Source organism: Arthrobacter arnarulunnguaqae, assembly GCF_051262515.1.
Lineage (GTDB): Bacteria > Actinomycetota > Actinomycetes > Actinomycetales > Micrococcaceae > Arthrobacter_N.
In genome coordinates this window covers 24,832-44,877 of sequence record NZ_JBIMER010000017.1, presented here as the reverse complement: position 1 = coordinate 44,877, position 20,046 = coordinate 24,832, and the positions used below count along the sequence as shown (strand labels likewise).

General features: G+C 71.0%; 24 protein-coding genes. 11 read left to right on the top strand and 13 right to left on the bottom strand.

Features of this window, described 5'->3' with window-relative positions; translation table 11 throughout:
* Positions 1–112: 112 nt before the first annotated feature.
* From ACHAAJ_RS13210 to ACHAAJ_RS13180, 7 genes are all read right to left on the bottom strand, one after another.
* Positions 113–1,096, bottom strand: coding sequence for a GmrSD restriction endonuclease domain-containing protein (locus ACHAAJ_RS13210; protein ID WP_435728654.1), 984 nt, complete (start codon positions 1,094–1,096; stop codon positions 113–115).
* Between the two features lie 90 nt (positions 1,097–1,186).
* Entirely contained in the window at positions 1,187–1,411 is a 225-nt protein-coding gene (locus ACHAAJ_RS13205) for a hypothetical protein (RefSeq protein ID WP_435728653.1), read from the bottom strand.
* Between the two features lie 90 nt (positions 1,412–1,501).
* A complete protein-coding gene (locus ACHAAJ_RS13200; protein ID WP_435728652.1) occupies positions 1,502–2,848 on the bottom strand; it encodes a Y-family DNA polymerase in 1,347 nt (448 codons plus the stop codon).
* On the bottom strand, positions 2,841–3,245 hold the full coding sequence (locus ACHAAJ_RS13195; protein ID WP_435728674.1) for a LexA family protein: 405 nt from the start codon (positions 3,243–3,245) through the stop codon (positions 2,841–2,843). Before ACHAAJ_RS13195 ends, ACHAAJ_RS13200 begins: the two co-directional genes overlap by 8 nt.
* Before the next feature lie 349 nt (positions 3,246–3,594).
* Positions 3,595–4,089, bottom strand: a complete 495-nt coding sequence (locus ACHAAJ_RS13190) for a glutamate-cysteine ligase family protein (protein ID WP_435728651.1) — start codon at positions 4,087–4,089, stop codon at positions 3,595–3,597.
* Between the two features lie 117 nt (positions 4,090–4,206).
* Positions 4,207–4,962, bottom strand: coding sequence for an SDR family NAD(P)-dependent oxidoreductase (locus tag ACHAAJ_RS13185; protein WP_435728650.1), 756 nt, complete (start codon positions 4,960–4,962; stop codon positions 4,207–4,209).
* Between the two features lie 130 nt (positions 4,963–5,092).
* Positions 5,093–5,503, bottom strand: coding sequence for a hypothetical protein (locus tag ACHAAJ_RS13180; RefSeq protein ID WP_435728649.1), 411 nt, complete (start codon positions 5,501–5,503; stop codon positions 5,093–5,095).
* 180 nt (positions 5,504–5,683) lie between these two features.
* Between ACHAAJ_RS13180 and ACHAAJ_RS13175 the strand changes: the two genes are divergently transcribed.
* From ACHAAJ_RS13175 to ACHAAJ_RS13160, 4 genes are all read left to right on the top strand, one after another.
* Entirely contained in the window at positions 5,684–6,193 is a 510-nt protein-coding gene (locus ACHAAJ_RS13175) for a metallophosphoesterase family protein (RefSeq protein WP_435728648.1), read from the top strand.
* 26 nt (positions 6,194–6,219) lie between these two features.
* Positions 6,220–6,798, top strand: coding sequence for a sugar O-acetyltransferase (locus ACHAAJ_RS13170; protein ID WP_435728647.1), 579 nt, complete (start codon positions 6,220–6,222; stop codon positions 6,796–6,798).
* A 133-nt stretch (positions 6,799–6,931) separates the two neighbouring features.
* Entirely contained in the window at positions 6,932–7,477 is a 546-nt protein-coding gene (locus tag ACHAAJ_RS13165) for a YceI family protein (RefSeq protein ID WP_435728646.1), read from the top strand.
* Between the two features lie 133 nt (positions 7,478–7,610).
* Positions 7,611–8,435 (top strand): DNA-formamidopyrimidine glycosylase family protein, encoded by an 825-nt coding sequence (locus ACHAAJ_RS13160; RefSeq protein ID WP_435728673.1) that lies wholly within the window; start codon positions 7,611–7,613, stop codon positions 8,433–8,435.
* 21 nt (positions 8,436–8,456) lie between these two features.
* On the opposite strand, the gene ACHAAJ_RS13155 is transcribed toward ACHAAJ_RS13160, so the two are convergent.
* Positions 8,457–8,786 (bottom strand): 2-polyprenylphenol hydroxylase, encoded by a 330-nt coding sequence (locus ACHAAJ_RS13155; RefSeq protein ID WP_435728645.1) that lies wholly within the window; start codon positions 8,784–8,786, stop codon positions 8,457–8,459.
* Positions 8,787–8,822: 36 nt separating this feature from the next.
* Here ACHAAJ_RS13155 and ACHAAJ_RS13150 point away from each other — a divergent pair, with 36 nt between their 5' ends.
* Positions 8,823–9,092 (top strand): DUF3253 domain-containing protein, encoded by a 270-nt coding sequence (locus ACHAAJ_RS13150; RefSeq protein WP_435728644.1) that lies wholly within the window; start codon positions 8,823–8,825, stop codon positions 9,090–9,092.
* 30 nt (positions 9,093–9,122) lie between these two features.
* Here ACHAAJ_RS13150 and ACHAAJ_RS13145 read toward each other — a convergent pair whose 3' ends face one another.
* Together ACHAAJ_RS13145 and ACHAAJ_RS13140 are read right to left on the bottom strand one after the other, a co-directional pair.
* Complete coding sequence (locus tag ACHAAJ_RS13145) at positions 9,123–9,554, bottom strand: acyl-CoA thioesterase (RefSeq protein ID WP_435728643.1); 432 nt, start codon at positions 9,552–9,554, stop codon at positions 9,123–9,125.
* Positions 9,555–9,564: 10 nt separating this feature from the next.
* The gene (locus tag ACHAAJ_RS13140; RefSeq protein ID WP_435728642.1) at positions 9,565–11,127 is read right to left on the bottom strand and encodes a carboxylesterase/lipase family protein; all 1,563 of its coding nucleotides are present in this window, start codon (positions 11,125–11,127) and stop codon (positions 9,565–9,567) included.
* A gap of 230 nt (positions 11,128–11,357) precedes the next feature.
* On the opposite strand from ACHAAJ_RS13140, the gene ACHAAJ_RS13135 reads away from it, so the two are divergent.
* Positions 11,358–11,495 carry a hypothetical protein gene (locus ACHAAJ_RS13135; protein ID WP_435728641.1) on the top strand — a complete coding sequence of 46 codons (138 nt, stop codon included), beginning with the start codon at positions 11,358–11,360 and terminating at the stop codon, positions 11,493–11,495.
* 6 nt (positions 11,496–11,501) lie between these two features.
* The gene (locus ACHAAJ_RS13130) at positions 11,502–12,650 is read left to right on the top strand and encodes a N(5)-(carboxyethyl)ornithine synthase (protein ID WP_435728640.1); all 1,149 of its coding nucleotides are present in this window, start codon (positions 11,502–11,504) and stop codon (positions 12,648–12,650) included.
* On the opposite strand, the gene ACHAAJ_RS13125 is transcribed toward ACHAAJ_RS13130, so the two are convergent.
* The gene (locus ACHAAJ_RS13125; RefSeq protein ID WP_435728639.1) at positions 12,647–13,555 is read right to left on the bottom strand and encodes a LysR family transcriptional regulator ArgP; all 909 of its coding nucleotides are present in this window, start codon (positions 13,553–13,555) and stop codon (positions 12,647–12,649) included. The two genes, ACHAAJ_RS13130 and ACHAAJ_RS13125, sit on opposite strands and share 4 nt — an antisense overlap.
* Before the next feature lie 72 nt (positions 13,556–13,627).
* Here ACHAAJ_RS13125 and ACHAAJ_RS13120 point away from each other — a divergent pair, with 72 nt between their 5' ends.
* Positions 13,628–14,278 (top strand): LysE/ArgO family amino acid transporter, encoded by a 651-nt coding sequence (locus ACHAAJ_RS13120; RefSeq protein ID WP_435728638.1) that lies wholly within the window; start codon positions 13,628–13,630, stop codon positions 14,276–14,278.
* A 19-nt stretch (positions 14,279–14,297) separates the two neighbouring features.
* Complete coding sequence (locus ACHAAJ_RS13115) at positions 14,298–14,963, top strand: alpha/beta hydrolase family protein (RefSeq protein ID WP_435728637.1); 666 nt, start codon at positions 14,298–14,300, stop codon at positions 14,961–14,963.
* Positions 14,964–15,015: 52 nt separating this feature from the next.
* On the opposite strand, the gene ACHAAJ_RS13110 is transcribed toward ACHAAJ_RS13115, so the two are convergent.
* Complete coding sequence (locus ACHAAJ_RS13110; protein WP_435728636.1) at positions 15,016–15,465, bottom strand: SRPBCC family protein; 450 nt, start codon at positions 15,463–15,465, stop codon at positions 15,016–15,018.
* Between the two features lie 38 nt (positions 15,466–15,503).
* Here ACHAAJ_RS13110 and ACHAAJ_RS13105 point away from each other — a divergent pair, with 38 nt between their 5' ends.
* Both ACHAAJ_RS13105 and ACHAAJ_RS13100 read left to right on the top strand, forming a co-directional pair.
* Positions 15,504–16,289 carry an IclR family transcriptional regulator gene (locus tag ACHAAJ_RS13105; RefSeq protein WP_435728635.1) on the top strand — a complete coding sequence of 262 codons (786 nt, stop codon included), beginning with the start codon at positions 15,504–15,506 and terminating at the stop codon, positions 16,287–16,289.
* Between the two features lie 107 nt (positions 16,290–16,396).
* Entirely contained in the window at positions 16,397–18,307 is a 1,911-nt protein-coding gene (locus ACHAAJ_RS13100) for an FAD-binding monooxygenase (protein ID WP_435728634.1), read from the top strand.
* Here ACHAAJ_RS13100 and ACHAAJ_RS13095 read toward each other — a convergent pair.
* The gene (locus tag ACHAAJ_RS13095) at positions 18,304–20,031 is read right to left on the bottom strand and encodes an ABC transporter permease (RefSeq protein ID WP_435728672.1); all 1,728 of its coding nucleotides are present in this window, start codon (positions 20,029–20,031) and stop codon (positions 18,304–18,306) included. The two genes, ACHAAJ_RS13100 and ACHAAJ_RS13095, sit on opposite strands and share 4 nt — an antisense overlap.
* Positions 20,032–20,046 lie beyond the last annotated feature (15 nt).

Genomic DNA, 20,046 nt, shown 5'->3' with positions numbered 1-20,046 from the left:
AGTGAATATACTCGGACTTCCTACTAAATCCCAAGAGGTCGACCACGGGCAACGCCCGAGAGCCACGTCGGCGCGGTCGCGCCGGCCCGGGACCGTTTGCCGGATACCCGTCCTATTCGCACCCGACGCCGTCCCCGTCGCCGTCGAACTTGGTGGAGAAGCCCGGGTCGCCGATGCGGATCGGGTCGGCGCCCGCCGCGCGAACGGCAGCGCAGTTTTCGAAGGAGACGCCCGTCTCCGCTTCGGGCACGCCCGACGACAACGGCGCCGGTGACGGGGGCGGGGACGGGGGCGCCGGAACCACGGCCGCGAACGCCGCGGCCGGGACGCGCTGCCCTTCGCAGGTCGCCAGCACCCGGGAGATCGCGTCGTGTTCGGCGGACGTCACCCAGAGCCCGTACTTGTGTTTGACGCCGACCTGCCGGGCCACATACAGGCAGCGGTGCGACTTGTTCGGCGGCAGCCACGAAGCCGCGTCCGAGGCCCCCTTCGCGGCGTTCGTGGGGCCATACGTCGCCTGTAGGTTCAAGGGATCGTTGGCCAGGGCCGCGCGCCGTCCCCCGTCCAGCTGCTGGGCGCCCTTCTGCCAGGCGTCGGACAGGGCAACGATGTGGTCGATCTGCACCTGGGAACTCGTCGCCTGTCCGCGCTGGAACCAGAGGGTGGAGCCCGTGTAAGGGTCGGCGAGCGTGCCGGTCTCCACCTTGCACGGCACGTGGTTGGTGTAGACGATGTCGGTCAGCTGGGCGCCGAGCATGTCGTTTCGCGTGTCGCAGCCGTTCCGGTCCACGTCCAACCACGCCCGCCCGAACTGCTCCCGCGAATAGTCCGTCTTCGGGGCCCGCCCCTTGACGGGCAGCCCCGCCAACACGGCCAGCGCCGACTCCGCCGCTGGCACCGGCTCGGTCGGCGTCGCTGGCACCGGCTCGGTCGGAGTCGCGGGCGCGGTGGACGGCGCGGAAGGTTCCGCCGTCGGCAATTCTTCCGGCGCATCCGCCGCGGCCTGCGAGACGATGCCGCCGACGAACAGCACCGCCAGCGACCCCGTGAGCGCCTTGACCCACACGGACTGCCTGGCTCCGCCTGTTGTGCCCACGGGCTACTCCCCCAACGTTTCCACCGATGCCATCGCCACGAGCCTAGGCCGCGGCACCGACAGTTGGGGAATCCTTCGGTCGGGCCCCGCTCAGGCGGGGTGCAGCGGCCGCGGCTCCCCGCCGTCGTGCCCCGCCAGCCACCCTTCGTAGGCCTTGCGGCGCTTGGCGCTGCGCAGCGTGAACCACGCGTTCATGATGCTTCGCTGCCGGTCGATGTCCTTGGCGTCCCCCGACCAGAGCGCCTCGCGCGCGGCCCGGTTGACCTCCGCCGTCGTCGCCGTCTTGGCGACGCCCAATACCCCATAGTGATCCATGCGCTCGCTCCCCAAGAGACGTGCCCCCATTGCAGCCCCAGCCTATGCCGGATAGCGGCCCCTGCACAGGCCGCGGCGGCGTCGGATGCGTCAGGCGCGCACCACGGGGAGGTCGGCCCACTCGGTGGTGTACTTCGGGGAGGAGAACTCCCTTTTCATGGACCACGACGCCGGTGCCGCCAGCCCACCCTGGCCCAGGCCGATCGCCGCCTCGCCGAACTTGGCGCGGACGTTGCCGAGCAGGTCGCCGACGTGCTTGTCCCCGTTCCCGGCGCCGAAGATGTCCAGCAGCTCCTGCCCCCCGCCGGCGACGTCGCGCGAGAGCCCGGAGAACATCACGCCGGCGCGCAGGTAGGACGCGCCGGGCTCGAGCCGGCCGCGCATGGCGGCCACCGCGGCGCGGGTGAGGGCGATGGGATCGTTCGTGGGTTCCGGCAGCGGAACGCTGACGGACGGGAAGGACGCGGTTCCCGCGGCGAAGCGGCTGGTCCCCGCGGTCACCGTCAGCACCGAGGCCCGCTGTCCCTGGGCGGCCAGCCGGGCCGCCCCGCGCTGGGCGTAGACGGCCATGACCTGATCCATCTCCTCGGCGCTGGTGACCGGCGTGGAGAAGGAGCGGGAGAAGATGATCTGCTGCTTGTCGGCGCGCTCGTCCGCGTGGGGGATGCAGGGCGTCCCATTGAGCTCCAGGACGGTACGCTGCAGCACCACGGAAAAGCGCTTCCGGATGGCCAGCGGATCCGCGGCCCTCAGGTCGCCGATGGTGTCCACCCCGATCGCGTTGAGCCGCGCGCCGGTCCGCGCACCCACGCCCCAGAGCTCCGTCACCGGCACGCGCGACTGGATGCGCTCCACCTCCCGCGCCGGCAGCGAGGCCAGCGAGCAGGCGCCGCCCATGTTCGGGTTCTTCTTCGCGATGTGGTTCGCGAACTTGGCGAGCGTCTTCGTCGGCGCGATCCCGACGCACACCGGAACGCCGACGTGCCGAGCGACGGCGGCCCGGACGGTCCGCGCCGTCTCCAACAGCCGCGACTCCGCCTCCACGGGGTCCGCCGCCGAACCGGCCAACCCCAGGAACGACTCGTCGATCGAGTAGACCTCCTGCCAGACGCCGAAGCGCCCGATCACCTCCATCACCCGCGCCGACAGGTCGCCGTACAGCTCGTAGTTGCTCGAGCGTGCCACCAGCCCCCACGACGCGGCGGACGCCGAGATCTGGAACCACGGGGTCCCCGTCTTGATGCCCAGCGCCTTGGCCTCGGCCGAGCGCGCCACCACGCAGCCGTCGTTGTTGGAGAGGACGACGACGGGGCGTCCCTCCAGCGACGGATCGAAGACGCGCTCGCACGAGACGTAGAAGTTGTTGACGTCCACCAGCGCGATCTGTTCCCGCGGCCGCGCCCCGGCCCGGTCCTCGAACCGCTCCCCGTCAGACATGGTGCAGGCAGCGGGTCGCGACGCCCCAGACCGTCAGGTCCGCCAGCTCCGCGAGTTCGGTGCCCGGGCCGCCGTCGTCCGTGTCCAGCCGCGCGCCGCGCCCGGTGAGCCTCAGGCGGCGCACCACCAGCTCGCCGTCGAGGACCGCGACGACGACGGACCCGTCGCGCGGGGCGAGCGAGCGGTCCACGATCAACTCGTCGCCGTCGGAGATGCCGGCGGCGGCCATCGAGTTCCCGGCGACCCGCATGACGAACGTGCAGGTGCGGTCGCGGATCAGGTGGCGGTTGAGGTCGATCCCGCCCTGGAGGTAGTCGCGCGCGGGCGAGGGGAAGCCGGTCGCCTCGCCCGGCGCGCCGTCCTCCGGGTCCGGCGCGCCGCGCGGCGCGGGGTCCACTCCGAACACGCCACCCACCCCCTTAGAACATAGTTTCGAACTTTCAGAATACCACCGGGGAACGGAGTCCACGAGTGTCGCGTGCCAGTGGCGTGCGCCACGCGGGCGTACGATGACCGCAGTGGGCTCCGCCACTAGCGCCGGGCCCAAAACAAGAGGCCCGGAAGCCTTCCAGGGGCCCAGTAGTCCGGCGATCCCCGGCAGGTCCTGAACGACCCGCGGCACGGGCGCACCAAGGCCTTCCTGTCCAAGGTCCTGTACGCGTTCAGGAGTCCGCGTCCCCCAGTGTTCGGGCCACCGCGTCGGCGACGACGTCCGCCAGATCGCCGCGGCGTTCGAAGGACGCGAGCTACGCGTCGACGAGGTCGCCGGACAGTCCGGACCGGCTGGCCTGGAACTGCCAGACGCGCAGCACGTCCGACGGCGCGGGGACGGCTTCGCGTCCGGAGCGCCAATCGCGGGCGGCCGTTTCGACGAGGGCGCGGACGACGCCGGCAATCGTCGCCGCGTGCGAGGCGTCCGGGCAGACGTCGGCGACGCGCACCTCGACGGTGGGGACGCGGGCGGAGAAGCGGGCGTCGAAATACAGCATCCCCTCGTCTAGCGGGACGCCCGACTCCATCAGCCGTCCGATGCGCTCGCGGTAACCCGCAACTGACCCGAACACGTCGCTGGGACCCGTCATCGGCCACCTGCCCCAGGCCTGGTAGCGGTAGCTCGCGAACCCGGTGGGCCGGATCGTGGAACGGCGACGTCCCCAACGCCGCTCCGGTGGCGCCCGCCGCGACAGCGGCCTCCGCGGCGATGCGCCGGCCCAGACGGATCTCCTCCTCCAATCGCGCAACCTCGAGCGCCGGCGGCGAGACCACCTCGACCTGCTCCGCCTTGACCTCGAAGGCCAACTGGGGGACGTCCGTGGTCGCGCGCGGCCGCCCGTCCCCCTACCCGCCGACGTCGTCCATCACGTCCTCAGGTGCGACGCGCCATTGAGGTCCAGGATGGCGCCGGTGGCCCAGACCGCCCCGCCCGAGGCGAGGTAGTGGACCGCCGTGGCCACCTCCGCGGGGCTCGCGACGCGTCCCATCGGGTTCTGGGCCACGATGCCTTCGCCCTCCGGGCCGGCCAACCGGTCCGCCGTCCGTTCGGTGGCGACGAACCCGGGTGCCACCGAGGTCACGGAGATGTTGTGCGGGGCCAGGGACACGGCCAGCGACTGGCCCATCGCGTGCAGCGCCGCCTTGCTGGCCCCGTACGCCGGGTGCTCCGGCTCGCCGCGGAACGCCCCGCGGGAACCGATGTTGACGATGCTGCCGCCGTCGCCCTGCGCGATCATCTGCCGCGCCGCGCAGTACGCGAGGTTGGCCGCCCCCACGAGGTTCACGTCCAGCGTGGATTTCCAGGCCGCGCGCCATGCGTCGTAGTCGGTGGAGGCGACCGGATGCGGAACCATGGCGGCCGCGGCGCAATTGACGAGCACGTCGACCCGGCCGGCCCGGCGGACCGTCTCCTCCACGATGCCGAGCGCCCGGTCCGGATCGGTCAGGTCCCCGCCCACGCTCAGATGCCCCCGGCCCGGCAGGGCTGCCGTGGTCGCCTCCGCGGCTGCCCGGTTGGACGAATAGTGGGCGGCGACGACGTCGCCCGCGGCGGCGAAGGCCTCAGCGACCGCCCGGCCGATGCCGCGCGACGCTCCCGCGACCAGTACGACTCTGGCCATGCTGCGGCTCCCTCCACCCTGGGGTTCATTCGGGGACCGCGCCGGCCCACACCCCCGAGTCTGCCCCACCCGGTCTCGCACGGGAAGGTAGCGGGAAGATCGCGGGGCCGCGTGCCGGTCCGCCGACGCCCTACACGCCGTCGAGAAGCGCCGCGTCCAGCAGTCCGAGGGCGTTGGCCGCGACGGCCAGGCCGAACATCGCCCAGCCGATCACCCGCAACAGGCCCGCATGGTTCTCCGGGGGCGTCGTCCTCCAATGCATCCTGCCCGTGCCGCGCTGGTAGACTGTGGCCGCTTCGCCGTCCCCGACCCCCGGCAGCTGGTCCTCGGCCAGACGGCGGGTGACGGGCGCGCCGTCGGACGCTTCCCAGACCACGCAGCGCTCGCCGTCCATGGTCGCGACGCGGGCCACGGCCACTCGCCAGTGCCGCATTCCGCGGCCGGCCAGCCAGGCCCAGGCGAAGAAGGTGACCGCACCGAACAGCGTGACCCAGCCCAGCAGGTCCAACGCGGGACCCACGGTCGCCAGGAATTGTCTCACTGCTGCAGTCTAGGTCCCGCACCCGGCACCTTTCGACGGACCCAGATGCCCTCCCCTCCCGTTTCGACGAAGGTAGATGTCGGATTCGGGCCCGATTCGAGCATCTACCTCAGTCGAAACGCGGGGTGGGGCATCTACCTCAGGCGAAACGCCGGGGTGCGGGCGTGAGAGGATGCCCGCATGAGCCAGCGCCTCCTCCTCGTCGCGGACACCCACCTGCCCAAGCGGGCCAAGGCCCTTCCCCCGGAGCTGTGGGAGGCGGTCGAGGCGGCCGACGTCGTCTTCCACGCCGGAGACTGGGTGGACACCGCCACGCTGGACGAGCTGGAACGGCGATCCGCCCGGATGGTCGGCGTCTGGGGCAACAACGACGGCGGCGGGTTGCGCGCGCGCCTGCCGGAGGTGGCCCGGGTGGACATCGAGGGCGTCCGCTTCGCCATGGTCCACGAAACGGGTGCCGCCACCGGTCGCGAGAGGCGCTGCGCCGCGCTCTTTCCCGATGTTGACGTCCTCGTGTTCGGGCACAGCCACATCCCGTGGGACACCACGGCACCGGGGGGTCTTCGCCTGCTCAACCCCGGATCGCCGACGGACCGGCGCCGCCAGCCGGTGTGCACCTACATGACGGCCGTCGCCGATGCGGGCCGGCTCCGCGACGTGGAGCTGGTGCCGCTGCCCCGCCCCACCTGAGCGCCCGCGTGTGTACGGTCTTAACCATGGCCGACTACTTCGCGGGCGACCCCCGGACCAACCGTGAACGCATGCTGGCGGGCGACCTCTACATCGCCGACGATCCGGACAGTGCGCGCGAGGCCCAGCGCGCGGTCCGCCTGGCCAACGACTACCTGGCCGCCTACGCCCGCGACGCCGCCGCGGCCCGGCCCATCCTCGCCGAACTGATCGGGAACCTCGGAGAAGGTGCGGAGGTCAAGCCGCCGCTCTTCGTCGACTACGGGACCCGCATTTCGATCGGCGCGCGCACGTTCGTCAACTACAACCTCACGGCACTCGACGTCGCCCCCATCACCATCGGCGAGGACTGCCAGATCGGGCCCAACGTCCAACTGCTGACGCCCACTCATCCCCTGGAGCCGCAGCCGCGCAGGGACAAGCTGGAGGCCGCGAGGCCGATCACCATCGGCGACAACGTGTGGATCGGGGGCGGCGCCACCATCCTGCCCGGAGTCGCGGTCGGGGAAAACAGCATCGTCGGCGCCGGCGCCGTGGTCACGAAGGACGTGCCGGCCAACACGGTCGTCGTCGGCAATCCGGCGCGTGTGGCGCGTTCCCTGTGAGCCCCCCGCACGCCACCGAAACGTAGGGCAGAATTTTCCCGCAATTCATTGACACTTCAATCTATCCGTGCAAAACTATATGTATAAGCATACAAATTCCGGTCCCAGCCGGTACCCAACAGAAGGAGTCACCATGACGATCAACTTCACCCCCGGCACATGGAACCTCGACCAGGCCCACACCGAGGTCGGCTTCACCGTCCGCCACGCCGGTATCAGCAAGGTGCGCGGCCAGTTCACCGAGTCGGACGCCACGCTGGTCGTCGGCGACTCCCTCGAGACCTCCTCCGTCGGGGCCGTCGTGAAGACCGCCTCCTTCGACTCCAACGACGACAACCGCGACGGCCACGTCAAGAGCGCCGACTTCTTCGACGTCGAGCAGTTCCCGAACATGACCTTCAAGTCCACCGGAGCCACCGGCACCACCGAGGAGTTCCAGCTCACCGGCGACCTGACCATCAAGGACACCACCCTCCCGGTGACGTTCGACGTCGAGTTCGGCGGCGTCGCCGTCGATCCGTTCGGCGCCACCCGCGCCGGTTTCTCCGCCACCACGCAGATCTCCCGCAAGGCCTTCGGCATCACCTGGAACGCGGCGCTCGAAGCCGGCGGCGTCCTGGTGGGCGACAAGGTCACCATCAACATCGACTCCGCGTTCGTGCTCCCCGCGGCCGCGTAGTCCCCGACACAGGAGGTCGTCCGCAGAGGCGCCGAAAAAGGGTGGTCCCGGCCTTGCGCCGCGGCCGCCCTTTTCGGCGTCGTACCCTTGGCTGGTGTCCGCACCCGGCGGAACGACCGGAGGGGGGGACCCGATGCCCGAGGGAGACACCGTCTACCGGCAGGCCGCCGTCCTGCGTGCGGCGATCCAGGGGCGCGTGCTGGAGTCGACGGACTTCCGCGTCCCCAGGTATGCCGTGGCGGACCTCTCCGGCGAAACCGTCTCGGCGGTCCTGTCCCGCGGAAAGCACCTGCTGATCCGCGCGGGCGGCCACACCATTCATTCGCACCTCAAAATGGAGGGCACGTGGCACGTCTACGGGCGCGCGCCGGACGGCGCCTTCGAACGCTGGCGCAGGCCCGCCCACACGGCCCGCTGCGTCTTGCGAACGCGGAACCACGCCGCCGTCGGCTTTTCGCTGGGGCTGCTGGAGGTGCGCCCCACGGCCGAGGAGGAGGACATGGTCGGCCACCTCGGTCCCGACCTCTTGGGACCGGACTGGGACGCCGGCCGTGCGCTGGAGCTGCTGCGGGGGGCGCCCGGGCGGGCCGTCGGCGTCGCCCTGCTGGACCAGCGGAACCTGGCCGGGATCGGCAACGTCTTCCGCAGCGACATTTGCTTCCTGGCGGGCGTCCACCCGGCGACGCCCGTCGGTTCCGTGGGAAACCTGGCGAAGATCGTCGCGCTCTCGAAGACCCTCCTGGAGGCCAACAAGGATCGTAGCCGGCGCAGCACCACGGGTGGACCCGCGGCCGGCGACGCCGCCACCTGGGTCTACGGGCGCGAACACCGGGCCTGCAAGCGGTGCCGGAGCCGGATCCAACGGGCGGACCTGGGCGAGGCGCCGGGCCCGGGCTCACCAGGCGCGGCGGAGCGCATCATCTACTTCTGCCCGTCCTGCCAGCCCGTCCCGGCGTAGCGCGCGTCCCCGCGGCGGCGGTCACGACGGCGGCGCAGACGACGGCGGCGCTGCCAGCGCCTCGAGTGCCGCGTTCCACCGCCTCCTGCGGTCCTCGGGCGACTGCTCCCACCACGGCTCTCCGCGCTCCCCCAGTCCCTCCTTGGCCGCCTGAACCCTGCGGCGGGCAGCGGCGAGCGCCGCCCGATGGTCCGCCTGCTTCTGTTTCTTCACGTCGGCCCGCGCCCGGCCCAGGTGTGATAGCAGCTCACGGCGCACGGCGTCCGGGAGGCTCGGGTCGGCGCGGCGCCACCGCCGTCCGCCGTGGACGAAGAACCGGTCCGGTTCGCTGTCCTCCGGTTCGCTGTCCATGCGAGGATGATGCCAGTTTCCAACGAAGGGGGCACCATGGACGACTCCGGGCTCCGCGCTCTGGTCGTCGAGTTCGCGCGCTCGCGCGCAGCGGGGAAGACCTTCTGCCCGTCCGAGGTCGCGAGGGCCACGGGCGAAAGCGAATGGCGCCGCCTGATGCCCGAGGTGCGCGAGGCGGCGTTCGCCCTGGCCGACGAGGGCGTGGTGGTCGTGATGCAACGCGGCGAGGTGGTGGACGGCCGCACGGCCAGGGGCCCGCTCCGGATCGCCGCCGCTCCACCGGGCGCCCGCCGCCGGTCCGGTTAGCGCCGCCGGCGCCCGGTCCCCGCCGTCGCGTCAGTTCCCGGGCGCCGGCGGGAGATGCTCCCGGAGCACCGCCCGCTCCTGCTCCGTCAACGCCCGCGAGGACCTGCCGCCGGCTTCCATCGCGACCATCACGGAGGAACCCTCGAAGGCGACCTCTCCGGACTGCACCCCGACGTGCCGCACGGTGAACGACTTCGTCCCGACGCGCTCCACGGCCACCCGCACGGTTAGCTCCGGCCCGTAGTCCACCTGGCGACGGTAGTCGACGGTCAGCGAGGCGACCACAACCCCTCCCGCGGCCGCGGGATTCACCGCCAGGGAACGGGTCCACAGCACGCGGGACTCCTCCATCAGCGTCACGATGCGGGCGTTGTTCACGTGTCCGTTGAGGTCCTGGTCCGACCAGCGCAGTTGGAGCGCGGCCTCGAAGGGCCGCGGCGCGGCGGGATCTGTTTCCGTCATGCCTCCCTTTCTACAGGAAGCCCCGGTAGTCGCCCCAGGCGAGGCGACGCCCGCGGCGGGGATCCGACTCGATGCGGTCCTCGGTGTCGAAGATACGCACGCGGCGCGCGACGTCGTCGTACGTGGGCCAGCCGCCGCCCGGGTCGCCGTGCCGGGCGAAGTCCAGCAGCGCACCCTGGTACCGGGCGCTGAGCCGGGCCGCCTCCTCCCGGCCGCCGAGCAGCGTGAAGAACCGCCCGGTGTCCGTTTCGAGTTCGCCGAACAGCGCCGGCAGGTCCGTCCCATGGGTGGCGCCCAGGCCGGCGAGGCGGAGGGCGGGCGTGTCGAAGTCGTAGCGGTAGGACCACACGGGGGCGAACCGCGAGTGCGCCTGCGCGATCTGCACGCCGGGGTGCCAGAAGATGCCGTCGCCGACCATGTCGATCACCGCGTCCCGCCGCGGGAACCGCGGGTAGCCGGCGCGGATCCGGTCCCACGCGTCGGGTTCGGACTGCAGGATCGATTGCTCGATCCGCTGCGGCGACGTAGGAAGCGCGTTGAGGTAGCGGAAGAGCGCGCCCTCGCGGGCGGTGCTGCCCACGATCAGCGGCACGCGGTGCGCGGTGCCGGTTTGGAAGGCGTCAATGACGCGCCGGGGCAGGAAGTCCCCGTCCACCACGGGCGACGCCGGCATCGGGTCGCGGTTCACCGCCCGGCCGAGCCACGGCGAGAGCTTGTCCAGCGCGCCCACGAGCTCGCGCCACGGCAGGTGGGTCAGCGCGCGGGCCGCGTCCTCGTCGTCGATCCCCAGCGTCCGCACGAACGTCCGGGCCCAGGCCGCGTGGCGTTCGGAACCATAGACCGACGCCGGTGCCGGGCTGAGCGCGACGGCGCGGTGGAACAGCCCGGCCGCCGGGGGCACCGCCATCAGGGTCAACACGGACGTGCCTCCGGCCGACTGCCCCAGGAGCGTCACGTTGTCCGGGTCGCCGCCGAAGGCCGCGATGTTGTCCCGGACCCACCGCAGTCCGGCGAGCTGGTCGCGCAGGCCCACGTTGGACTCGAAGGGGTGCGATTCGTCCGCGTAGCTCGTGAGGTCCAGGAAGCCCAGGGCGCCCACGCGGTAGTTCAGCGACACGTAGACGACGCCGCCGGCGGCGACGAGCCGCCCGCCGCCGTACACCGGCGCCGCCGAGGAGCCGATCAGGAACCCGCCCCCGTAGAGGCACACGATCACCGGCAGGGGTTCGGACCCGGGGTCGGCCGGGGCGGTCACGTTGATGGTGAGGCAGTCCTCGCTGACGGGATGCCGGCCGGCGCCCACGTTGCGCGACCGGACGAGCTGCGGCGGCGCGTCGCCGAAACGGGTGGCGGCGCGCACCGAGGACCACGGAGCCACCGGTTGCGGTCCGCGGAAGCGCAGGGGTCCGACCGGTGGCGCGGCATAGGGAATGCCGCGCCACGTCCGCACGCTGCCGTCGGCGCCACCGGCACGGTCGCCACCACCGGCAGCGCCGGCGCCGATCATCGTCCCGCGCACCGCGCCGGCCGCCGTGGATACCGTCAGGTCCGTCTCCGGGAGACTGTGTTTCACAGAATGCGTCCGGGATGCAGCGCGACGAACGCCGCGACGACGAAGGGCTTGAGGACCTCGGTCAGCGCCCGGGGTGCGCGCGTCGGCTTGGGGGTCAGCGTTGGGTTTTCCATCGCCGTCCATCCTAGCCACGGCACGTTGTCCGGGTGCGGTGCCGTATTCTCAACGATAGGGAGCAACTTTTGCTCCTGTAAGGAAGCAGTAGCACTTGCTTCCGCGAGGAGCTCACCATGGCCAACAAATCCCCCAACAAGTCGTCCGCCAAAAAGGTCGCCGCCAAGTCCATCAAGGAAAAGCGCAACGACAAGAAGGCCAAGGCGGCCGGCGCCGCGGCCTCGGAGATCGTCACCGTCACCAAGAAGCGCTGAGCACCCGTGTCGCTCCTGAGCATCGGCATCCTGGCCACCACGCGCAAGGCCGATGAACGCCGGCTGCCCATCCACCCGCTCCATTTGGAGCGCATCGACGCGGACCTGCGCGGGCGCATGATCCTGGAGCACGGGTACGGTGAGCGTTTCGGCATCTCGGACGCACAGCTCGAGCCGCTGGTCTGGCGCCTGGCCAGCCGGGCGGAACTGATCGCGGAGGCCGACGTCGTCCTGCTGCCGAAGCCGCAGCCGGAGGATCTGGCCGAGCTGCGCGACGGCCAGATCCTCTGGGGCTGGCCGCACTGCGTCCAGGACCGCGCCGTCACGCAGCTGGCCATCGACAAGCGGCTGACGCTGATCGCGTTCGAGGCCATGAACCACTGGGCGTCCGACGGCGGGTTCGGCCTGCACGTGTTCCACAAGAACAACGAGATGGCCGGCTACTGCTCGGTGCTCCACGCTCTCGAGCTGATCGGCACCACCGGCGTCTACGGTCGCCGGCTCACCGCCGTCGTCATCGGGTTCGGCGCCACCGCGCGCGGCGCCGTGACCGCGCTGAGCGCGCATGGCGTGCACGACGTCGAGGTCCTCACCAGCCGCGGCGTGGCCGCCGTCGGGTCCCCCATCCACTCCGTGCGGATCACGCAGTTCGACCACGCCGACGAGGCCCCGTACCTCAGCCAGGTCATCACGGACCGCGGGCGCCTGCCGTTGGCCCCGTATCTGGCGGAGCACGACATCATCGTGAACTGCACACTGCAGGACCCTAACGCGCCGCTGACCTACCTCAACGAGGAGGACCTGGCGGAGTTCCGGCCGGGCAGCCTGATCGTGGACGTATCCTGCGACGAGGGCATGGGGTTCAGTTGGGCCCGGCCCACCAGCTTCCAGGATCCGATGTTCGATGTCGGCGACCACATCCACTACTACGGCGTGGACCACACGCCGTCGTACCTGTGGAACTCCGCGACGTGGGAGGTCAGCGAGGCGCTGATGCCGTTCCTGCGCCCCGTGCTCGAGGGTCCCGCGGGATGGGACGCGAGCGAGACCATCCGGCGCGCGATCGAGATCCGCGACGGCGAAGTCGCCAATCCGGCCATCCTCGAGTTCCAGGACCGTTCCGCGGAATATCCGCACCTCGTCGCTGCGGTCTAACCGAGGCCCAGCCACTGGGACGCGGCGCGGGACACCACGGCCGAGACGCGCGACAACGCGGGAGTCTCGATCTTCCAGCGCTGCCAGTAGAGGCGCACGGGGCGCGACCACGCGTCGTCGAGCATGACCAGCGAGCCGTCGTCCGGGGCCTGCCCGGCGGGCACCATCCCCCATCCCAGCCCGGCGGCCACGGCGCGGACGAACAGGGCCGAATCGGGGACGTAGTGCGACGGCGGGGAGGCTTCCGCGCCGGCGACGCCACGGACGACGCCCCACTGCAGTCCGTCGCTGCGGTCGTAGTGGACCACCGGGGCCCGCTCGAGCGGATGGCCGCCGCCGGCCCGCGCCGTCCGCGCGGGCCCGAACCACCGGGCGGCGAACTCCGGCGTGGCCATGGCGTGGTACTCCAGCGTTCCGAGCAGCTCGGAGGTGCACCCCTGGATCGGCCGGTCACTGGTGGTGACGGCGGCCATGACCCGGCCCGTGCGCAGGTGTTCGGCCGAGATCCCCTCATCCTCGCGGAGCACCTCGAGCTCCAGGTCCGCGTCCGCGGCCATGTCCGCGAGGACGCCCTCGAACCACGTCGCGAGGGAATCCGCGTTGACCGCGATCGCGAGGCGCGCACGGTCCGCGCCGGGCCCCCCGGTGGCTCCCCGGAGCCCGAGCGCGGCGTCCGCGGACAGCGCCTCCAGCTGCCGGGCCAGACGCAGCAGCACGTCGCCGGCCGCCGTCGTGCCGGCCGGTTTGGTCCGGCGCAACAGCACCGTTCCCGCACAGCGTTCCAACTGTCGGATGCGCTGGCTGACCGCCGACGGCGTTACGTTCAGGACGGCGGCCGCGGCCTCGAAGGTGCCGGTGTCCACGACCGCGGCCAGGGTGCGCAACTGCTCGGAGGAGACATCCATCATTAAAGAATCTCATGGATACCGAAAATAATGATCTGGACTTCATGGGAACCGCGACCGTACGGTCGATCCATGCCTTTCCTCTCCTCAGCGTTGCCCGGGTTCGGAACCGGGATCTCCCTGATCGCCGCCATCGGCACCCAAAACGCCTTCGTCCTGCGTCAGGGAATCCTGCGCCGCCACGTGGGGACCGTCGTCGCGGTCTGCATCCTGTCCGACGCCGCCCTCATCCTGGCGGGGACCGCGGGCATGGGCGCGCTCGTTGAGGCCGCCCCGTGGGCGATGACCGCGGCGCGCATCTGCGGGGCCGTGTTCCTGCTCGGCTACGCCGCGCTGGCGCTGGTCCGGGCGTTCCGTCCGGCCGCGCTCACGGTGGAGGGCGATGCGGCGGGCGCGGACGGCACCGTCGGGCGCGCCTCGTGGATGACGGCCCTGCTGACCTGTCTGGCGCTGACGTGGCTCAATCCGCACGTCTATCTGGACACGGTGGTGCTGCTCGGTTCGGTGGCGTCGACGCACGGTGCGGCCCGGTGGGTGTTCGCGGCCGGGGCGGTCGTCGCGAGCGTGGTCTGGTTCGTCGTCGTCGGCTACGGGGCGCGCGCGCTCCGGGGCCTGTTCGCCCGGCCCGTCGCCTGGCGCGTCCTGGACGCCGTCGTCGCGGCCGTGATGATCGCGATCGCCTGGAGCCTCGTCGCCGGGATCCCCGCCTTGTCCCCAGGCTGAATCGCCGTAGATTGGACGCATGCGACCGCACCGCGAAGAGTTTGCCCTGGATATCGACGGAACCCCGGTCTCGGCCGCCTATGCGCGTCCCCGGAACCCGTCCGCGTCCGTGGTGGTGGCGCACGGCGCCGGCGCCGGGATGGAACACCCGTTCCTGACGGGTTTCACCGAGGCGCTGAACGACGGCGGCGTCGCCACCCTGCGCTTCAACTTCCCGTACCGCGAGGCGGGCCGGAGCTTCCCGGACCGGCCGCCGCTGGCCATCGCCGCGTGGCGGGAGGCCATGGACGCGGCGGTGTCCCGCGCGGAGAACGAGCACGTGTGGGCCGCCGGGAAATCGTTCGGCGGACGCATGGCGTCGATGGCCGTCGCCGAGGGCATGCCGGCCGCCGGACTGGTCTTCCTCGGGTACCCGCTCCACGCGCCGGGCAAGCCGGAAAAGCCCCGCGACGCCCACCTCTACGGGCTGGCCCTTCCGATGCTCTTCCTGCAGGGCACCCGCGACACCTTCGCCCAACCGGAGGAACTGGACCCGGTCGCCGAGCGCATCGGAGCGAACGCGACCGTCGAATGGACCGAGGGCGGCGACCACTCCTTCGTCGTCCGGGGCAACAAGCGGACCCAGGAGGACATCGGGGCGTCCCTGGCGAAGCCGGTGATGCGGTTTATGGCCGCGCGCGCCTAACGCCCCAGGTCCGTCACGACCCTGGACACCGGATCGCCCCAGCCCCTTGCCGTCACGTTCCTGCCAGCCCTTCCTCGAGCACGCGCTTCAGCGCCGCGAGGTCCTTGCGGTTAGCCGCCTTCATCTGGCGCGCCATTAGCGGCGCCATCGCCCGCGAGAAGCCGCTGGGCTCGCCGTCGTTCCGGAGTGTCATGCGCGTGCGGCCCTCCCCCGCGTCCTCCCACCGGTAGGTGGTGCGCATCGGGAAGGGCCCCTCGGACGTCCGCATCACCAGAAGGGAGCCCGCGTCGTATTCGCTGACGGTGTAGGTGTACCTCAGCTCCCGTCCCAGGAACACGGCGGTGAAGGCGATCTCGGTGCCCACGGCCAGCAGGCCGGGCGTGAGCTGGTGCGAACTGACGATGTTGCCGTACCAGAGGGTCGCCGTCCGCGGGTCGGCCGCATAGGCGGCGACCTCGTGGACGGGGCGGTCAATGGTTATTTCCGTGGTGACGTCGACCATGCCGCCACACTAGCGCCCCGCGGACGTAAAATTCTGCTGTGCCGAAAACCAGCATCGTCAAACGCCCCGAATACGCCGTCGAGTCAGTAGACAGCGCGCTGCGGCTGGTCGTCCTGCTGCAGGAGCGGGACTGGGTGCGGATCGGCGAGGCCGCGCGCGAACTCGGCGTCGCGCCCTCCACGGCGCACCGCCTCATGGCCACCCTCGTCTACCGCGGCTTCGCGCTCCAGGACGAGCAACGCCGCTACTGCGCCGGCCCGCGCCTGCGCCCCGACGCGGCGCAGGCCGCGACGCACGGGATCGTCGCGTTTGCCCGCCCCCACCTGGAGGCGCTGGCGCGGTCCGTGCGCGAGACCGTCAACCTGGTCGAGCGCGTCGGCGTCACCGCGCGTTTCCTCTCCAGCGCCGAGGGTCCGCAACTGCTCCGCATCGGCGACCGGACCGGCACCGTCCTTCCCGCGCACACGTCCTCCGGCGGCAAGGCGGCCCTCGCGTCGCTCCCCGAGGCCGCCGTCGTCCACCTCTACACCGGCCGCGCCGCCCGGCGCTCCGGCAACCGCCTCGCGCCCGCGGAACTCGAAACGCTCCAGCGCGAGCTCGCCACCATCCGCGCGCGCGGCTACGCCGTCAACCTCGGACGGACGGAGGCGGACATCGCGGCCGTGGGCGCCGTCGTCGGCCGAACGCCGCGCGGCTCCACGTTGGCGCTGTCCGTCGGCGCGCCGCTCTCCCGCGCCGCGGACATCCAAGCGGACGACGCCGTCGCGCACCTCCTTGCCACCTGCTCGGCCGTTCTCGCGGACCTCCAGCCCGAAACACCCTGACCGCGCGCCCGTCGAGAATTCTGCGGTGCAGAATTTGCTGGCATGCGCGTCATGCGCCTCACTAGGGTTTCCTTCAGCGATCACCCCCCAAACCACCGAGGAGAACCATGCAGTTCTACGTAGACGGCTACCGTCCCGGCGACCCCGAAGACGTCCCGGCGGAGCCCGGACGGCGGGACCGCTCCGACGGCGCGCTTCCCCGGGAGGTCGACGTCCTCGTCGTCGGCACCGGGCCGGCTGGCATCGTCCTCGCGGGCCAAATGGCGGCGTTCCCGGGGATCTCCACGATGGTGATCGAGCGCCGCGAGGGACCGCTCGCCAAGGGCCAGGCCGACGGCGTCGCCTGCCGCACCGTCGAGATGTTCAACGCGTTCGGCCTCGCCGAGAAGCTCGTCCGCGAGGCCTACTGGGTCAACGAGACGGCGTTCTGGGGCCCGGAGGGCGACGGGATCGTGCGCACCGGACGGATCCAGGACGTCGCCGACGGCCTCTCCGAATACCCGCACGTGATCGTGAACCAGGCGCGGATGCAGGACTACCTCCTGGAGCACATGCGCCGCTCCCCCAGCCGGTTGGAACCGGACTACGGACTGCAGCTCGAGCGCCTCGAGGTCGCGGACTCCGGCGACCACCCGGTCACGGCAACGCTGCGCCGGGTCGCGGACGACACCGAGGTCACCGTCCGCGCGAAGTACGCCGTGGGGTGCGACGGCGCCCGCAGCGCCGTGCGCACCTCGCTCGGCATCGAGCTGCGCGGGGACGCGCGCAACCACGCGTGGGGCGTGATGGACGTCCTCGCCGTCACGGACTTCCCGGACATCCGGCTGAAATCCGCCATCCAGTCGGCCTCCGGCGGTTCCATCCTGATCATCCCGCGGGAGGGCGGCTACCTGGTCCGGCTGTACGTGGACCTCGGAGACCTCGACCCGGGCGACCGCGAGGCGCGGAACCGCTTCACGCAGGACTCGATCATCGAGGCCGCCCAGCGGATCCTCCACCCGTACACGCTGGAGGTCAAGGACACGGCCTGGTGGTCCGTCTACGAGGTCGGCCAGCGCGTCGCGGACCGGTTCGACGACGTCCTGCCCGCCAAGCGTGGCACGCGGTCCCCGCGGGTGTTCATCGCCGGCGACGCCTGCCACACGCACTCCGCGAAGGCCGGCCAGGGCATGAACGTGTCCATGCAGGACGGGTTCAACCTCGGTTGGAAACTTGCGGCCGTGCTGGAGGGCCGCAGCCCGGCGACCCTGCTGGACACCTACTCCGAGGAGAGGCAGGTCATTGCCCAGGAGCTCATCGACTTCGACACCCGCTGGTCTTCCGCGATGGCCGCGAAGCCGAAGGACCCGGGGAACCCGGAAGCCGGCGGAATGGACGCCGCCGAACGCCAGCGGATCTTCACCGAGGGCGGCCGGTTCACCGCGGGCTTCGGCACCGACTACGCCCCGTCCATGATCACCGGACGGGGCACCCACGAGCATCTGGCGTCCGGCTTCCCGGTCGGCGAGCGCTTCCACTCCGCCCCGGTAATCCGGCTGGCCGACGCCAAGCCGCTGGGCCTGGGACACGTCGCCCAGGCGGACGGCCGCTGGCGCATCTACGTGTTCGGGGACGCGGCGGCTCCCGCCGAGAATTCCGGCTTTGCCGGCCTCGTCCGCTTCCTGTCCGACGGCGTTGCCTCGCCGGTGCGGCGCCACACGCCCGCCGGGGCCGATCCGGATGCGGTTTTCGACGTGCGCGCGGTGCTGCAGCAGGGTCACCGCGAGCTCTCGGTCGCGGACCTGCCGGAGTTCCTGCTGCCGCGCAAGGGCCCGTTCGGCCTGGTCGACTACGAGAAGGTGTTCACCCCGGACCCGACGTCCGAGGACATCTTCGACGCCCGCGGGATCGACCGCGCGCGGGGCGCCGTCGTCGTAGTCCGCCCGGACCAGTACGTGGCGAACGTGCTGCCGCTGGACGCGCACGGGGAGCTGGCGGAGTTCTTCGCCGGCATCCTGCTGGACGCGCCACGGGCCTAATCGCCAGCGGGTGGCTCCCCCGCGGGGGCTAACGCCGGACCGACGTCAGCGCGTGCGGCCATCCGGCGCCGACGCGGTCCCCGGCCCGCGCGGCCGTAGACGAGGTACATGGTCAATCCCATGACGATCATGAGCAGCACCGTGTACACAAACGTGTTGGCGATGGCGTCGACGCCGGAGCCGCCATCGGTGTTCGCCTTGATCTGCAGTCCCAGCGGCTGATACAGCGGGTGGGCCAGGAAGACGGCGGTGTCGTAGTCATCGAGCAGGCTGTTGAAGTTCAGGGCGGCGATGGCCGCTGCGGCGGGCAGCACCGCGGGCAGCAGGATGCGCCGGAAGGTGTAGAGGCTGCCCGCCCCCATGATGGCGGCCGCGTCCTCCATGGATTCGTTGACGGAAGCGAACGCGGCCTTGAGCATCCGCAGCGTGAACGGGATCTTCACGATGACGAAGGCCACCAGGAGGATCAACACGGTCCCGCTGAGGACGGCGCCCCCGAGCAGCGGGTTCGGCCTGTCGTAGGTGATGAGCAGCCCCAGCGCGATCATGGCCGCCGGAAGGATCCACGGAATGTGCAGCAGGTATTCGAAGGTCCCCGTCACCCACCCCCGGTACTTCTGCAGGATGCGCGTGACGAACAGCAGGCCGCCCACGGCGATCAGTGCCGCCATCGCGCTGTAGACAATGCTGACGATGAACGGCCGCAGCGCCTCGTCCTGCGTCAGGACACGCGCGTAGTTCTCCAGGGTGAACCGCTCCGCCGAGAGCACGCCCGTGCTGATGGCCGCGCTGTCCATGAACGAATACAGCACCACCAACAGCAGCGGCAGGAGATAGACGGCGAAGAGCAGGTAGGCCGCCGCGTGGACCGCGATGTTCGCGCCCCGGTGTTCGATCCGTTGTTTCTGCAGGGGGGCCGCGACCTTGGCCACCGAGTAGTAGGTCCCGCCCCGTTCCAGCCGCGTCATGACGGCCAGCATGGCGATGGTGGCCACGCCGAGGATGAGAGCGAGCAGCGCCGCGATGTCCCGGGACGTGGACGAGTTGGCGAAGGTCAGGATCATCGGCGTGATGGTCTCGAAGTCCCGTCCGCCCAGGACCTGGGGTGCGCTGAGCGCGCCCAGCCCGGTCAGGAAGGAGAGGATGGTGACGGCGAAGAGCGTCGGCTTCAACGTCGGAAGCACCACGCGGCGCAGGATGGTCCACGGAGTCGCACCCATATTCCGGGCCGCCTCCACGGTCTGGAAATCCACGTTCTTGATGGCTGCGCCCAGGAACAGCATGTGGTTGGTGGTGGTCGCGAAGGTCATCACGACCAGGACGGCGAAGAACCCCTCGAACCAATTCCGGTCCATGCCCGGGAACGATGCGGCCAGGAGTTTGGTGACGATCCCGTCCGCACCGTAGATGAACTTGTACCCCGCCGCGAGGACGATGCCGCCGTAGATGAACGTGGTGGCATAGCCGAGCCACAGAACCCTCGAACCGGCGATCCGGAAGTACTGCGTCACCAAGACCACGAAGATGCCGACGGCGTTGACGCTCACGGACAGGACGACGGCCAACAGGAAGCTGTTGCCCAGGGAAGTCATGGCGCGCTCCGAGGACAGGAGCTTTTCGACGGCGCGTCCGGAGAACCTGCCGTCCGGGAAGAACGTCTCGGTCAGCAGGCTGATGTTTGGCCAGACCAGGAACGCCGCCGTGAACCACAGCAGGATCCCCATGGTCACCAGGACCGA

What these genes read in the sequence shown, in the direction of transcription:
- ACHAAJ_RS13165 (WP_435728646.1), top strand. Translation starts at nt 6,932, where the DNA reads ATGACGATCAACTTCACCCCCGGCACATGGAACCTCGACCAGGCCCAC.
- ACHAAJ_RS13120 (WP_435728638.1), top strand. Translation starts at nt 13,628, where the DNA reads ATGCCTTTCCTCTCCTCAGCGTTGCCCGGGTTCGGAACCGGGATCTCC.
- ACHAAJ_RS13115 (WP_435728637.1), top strand. Translation starts at nt 14,298, where the DNA reads ATGCGACCGCACCGCGAAGAGTTTGCCCTGGATATCGACGGAACCCCG.
- ACHAAJ_RS13170 (WP_435728647.1), top strand. Translation starts at nt 6,220, where the DNA reads ATGGCCGACTACTTCGCGGGCGACCCCCGGACCAACCGTGAACGCATG.
- ACHAAJ_RS13095 (WP_435728672.1), bottom strand. Translation starts at nt 20,031, where the DNA reads ATGGGGATCCTGCTGTGGTTCACGGCGGCGTTCCTGGTCTGGCCAAAC.
- ACHAAJ_RS13135 (WP_435728641.1), top strand. Translation starts at nt 11,358, where the DNA reads ATGGCCAACAAATCCCCCAACAAGTCGTCCGCCAAAAAGGTCGCCGCC.
- ACHAAJ_RS13145 (WP_435728643.1), bottom strand. Translation starts at nt 9,554, where the DNA reads ATGACGGAAACAGATCCCGCCGCGCCGCGGCCCTTCGAGGCCGCGCTC.
- ACHAAJ_RS13110 (WP_435728636.1), bottom strand. Translation starts at nt 15,465, where the DNA reads ATGGTCGACGTCACCACGGAAATAACCATTGACCGCCCCGTCCACGAG.
- ACHAAJ_RS13200 (WP_435728652.1), bottom strand. Translation starts at nt 2,848, where the DNA reads ATGTCTGACGGGGAGCGGTTCGAGGACCGGGCCGGGGCGCGGCCGCGG.
- ACHAAJ_RS13150 (WP_435728644.1), top strand. Translation starts at nt 8,823, where the DNA reads ATGGACGACTCCGGGCTCCGCGCTCTGGTCGTCGAGTTCGCGCGCTCG.
- ACHAAJ_RS13205 (WP_435728653.1), bottom strand. Translation starts at nt 1,411, where the DNA reads ATGGATCACTATGGGGTATTGGGCGTCGCCAAGACGGCGACGACGGCG.
- ACHAAJ_RS13160 (WP_435728673.1), top strand. Translation starts at nt 7,611, where the DNA reads ATGCCCGAGGGAGACACCGTCTACCGGCAGGCCGCCGTCCTGCGTGCG.
- ACHAAJ_RS13100 (WP_435728634.1), top strand. Translation starts at nt 16,397, where the DNA reads ATGCAGTTCTACGTAGACGGCTACCGTCCCGGCGACCCCGAAGACGTC.
- ACHAAJ_RS13155 (WP_435728645.1), bottom strand. Translation starts at nt 8,786, where the DNA reads ATGGACAGCGAACCGGAGGACAGCGAACCGGACCGGTTCTTCGTCCAC.
- ACHAAJ_RS13185 (WP_435728650.1), bottom strand. Translation starts at nt 4,962, where the DNA reads ATGGCCAGAGTCGTACTGGTCGCGGGAGCGTCGCGCGGCATCGGCCGG.
- ACHAAJ_RS13125 (WP_435728639.1), bottom strand. Translation starts at nt 13,555, where the DNA reads ATGGATGTCTCCTCCGAGCAGTTGCGCACCCTGGCCGCGGTCGTGGAC.
- ACHAAJ_RS13175 (WP_435728648.1), top strand. Translation starts at nt 5,684, where the DNA reads ATGAGCCAGCGCCTCCTCCTCGTCGCGGACACCCACCTGCCCAAGCGG.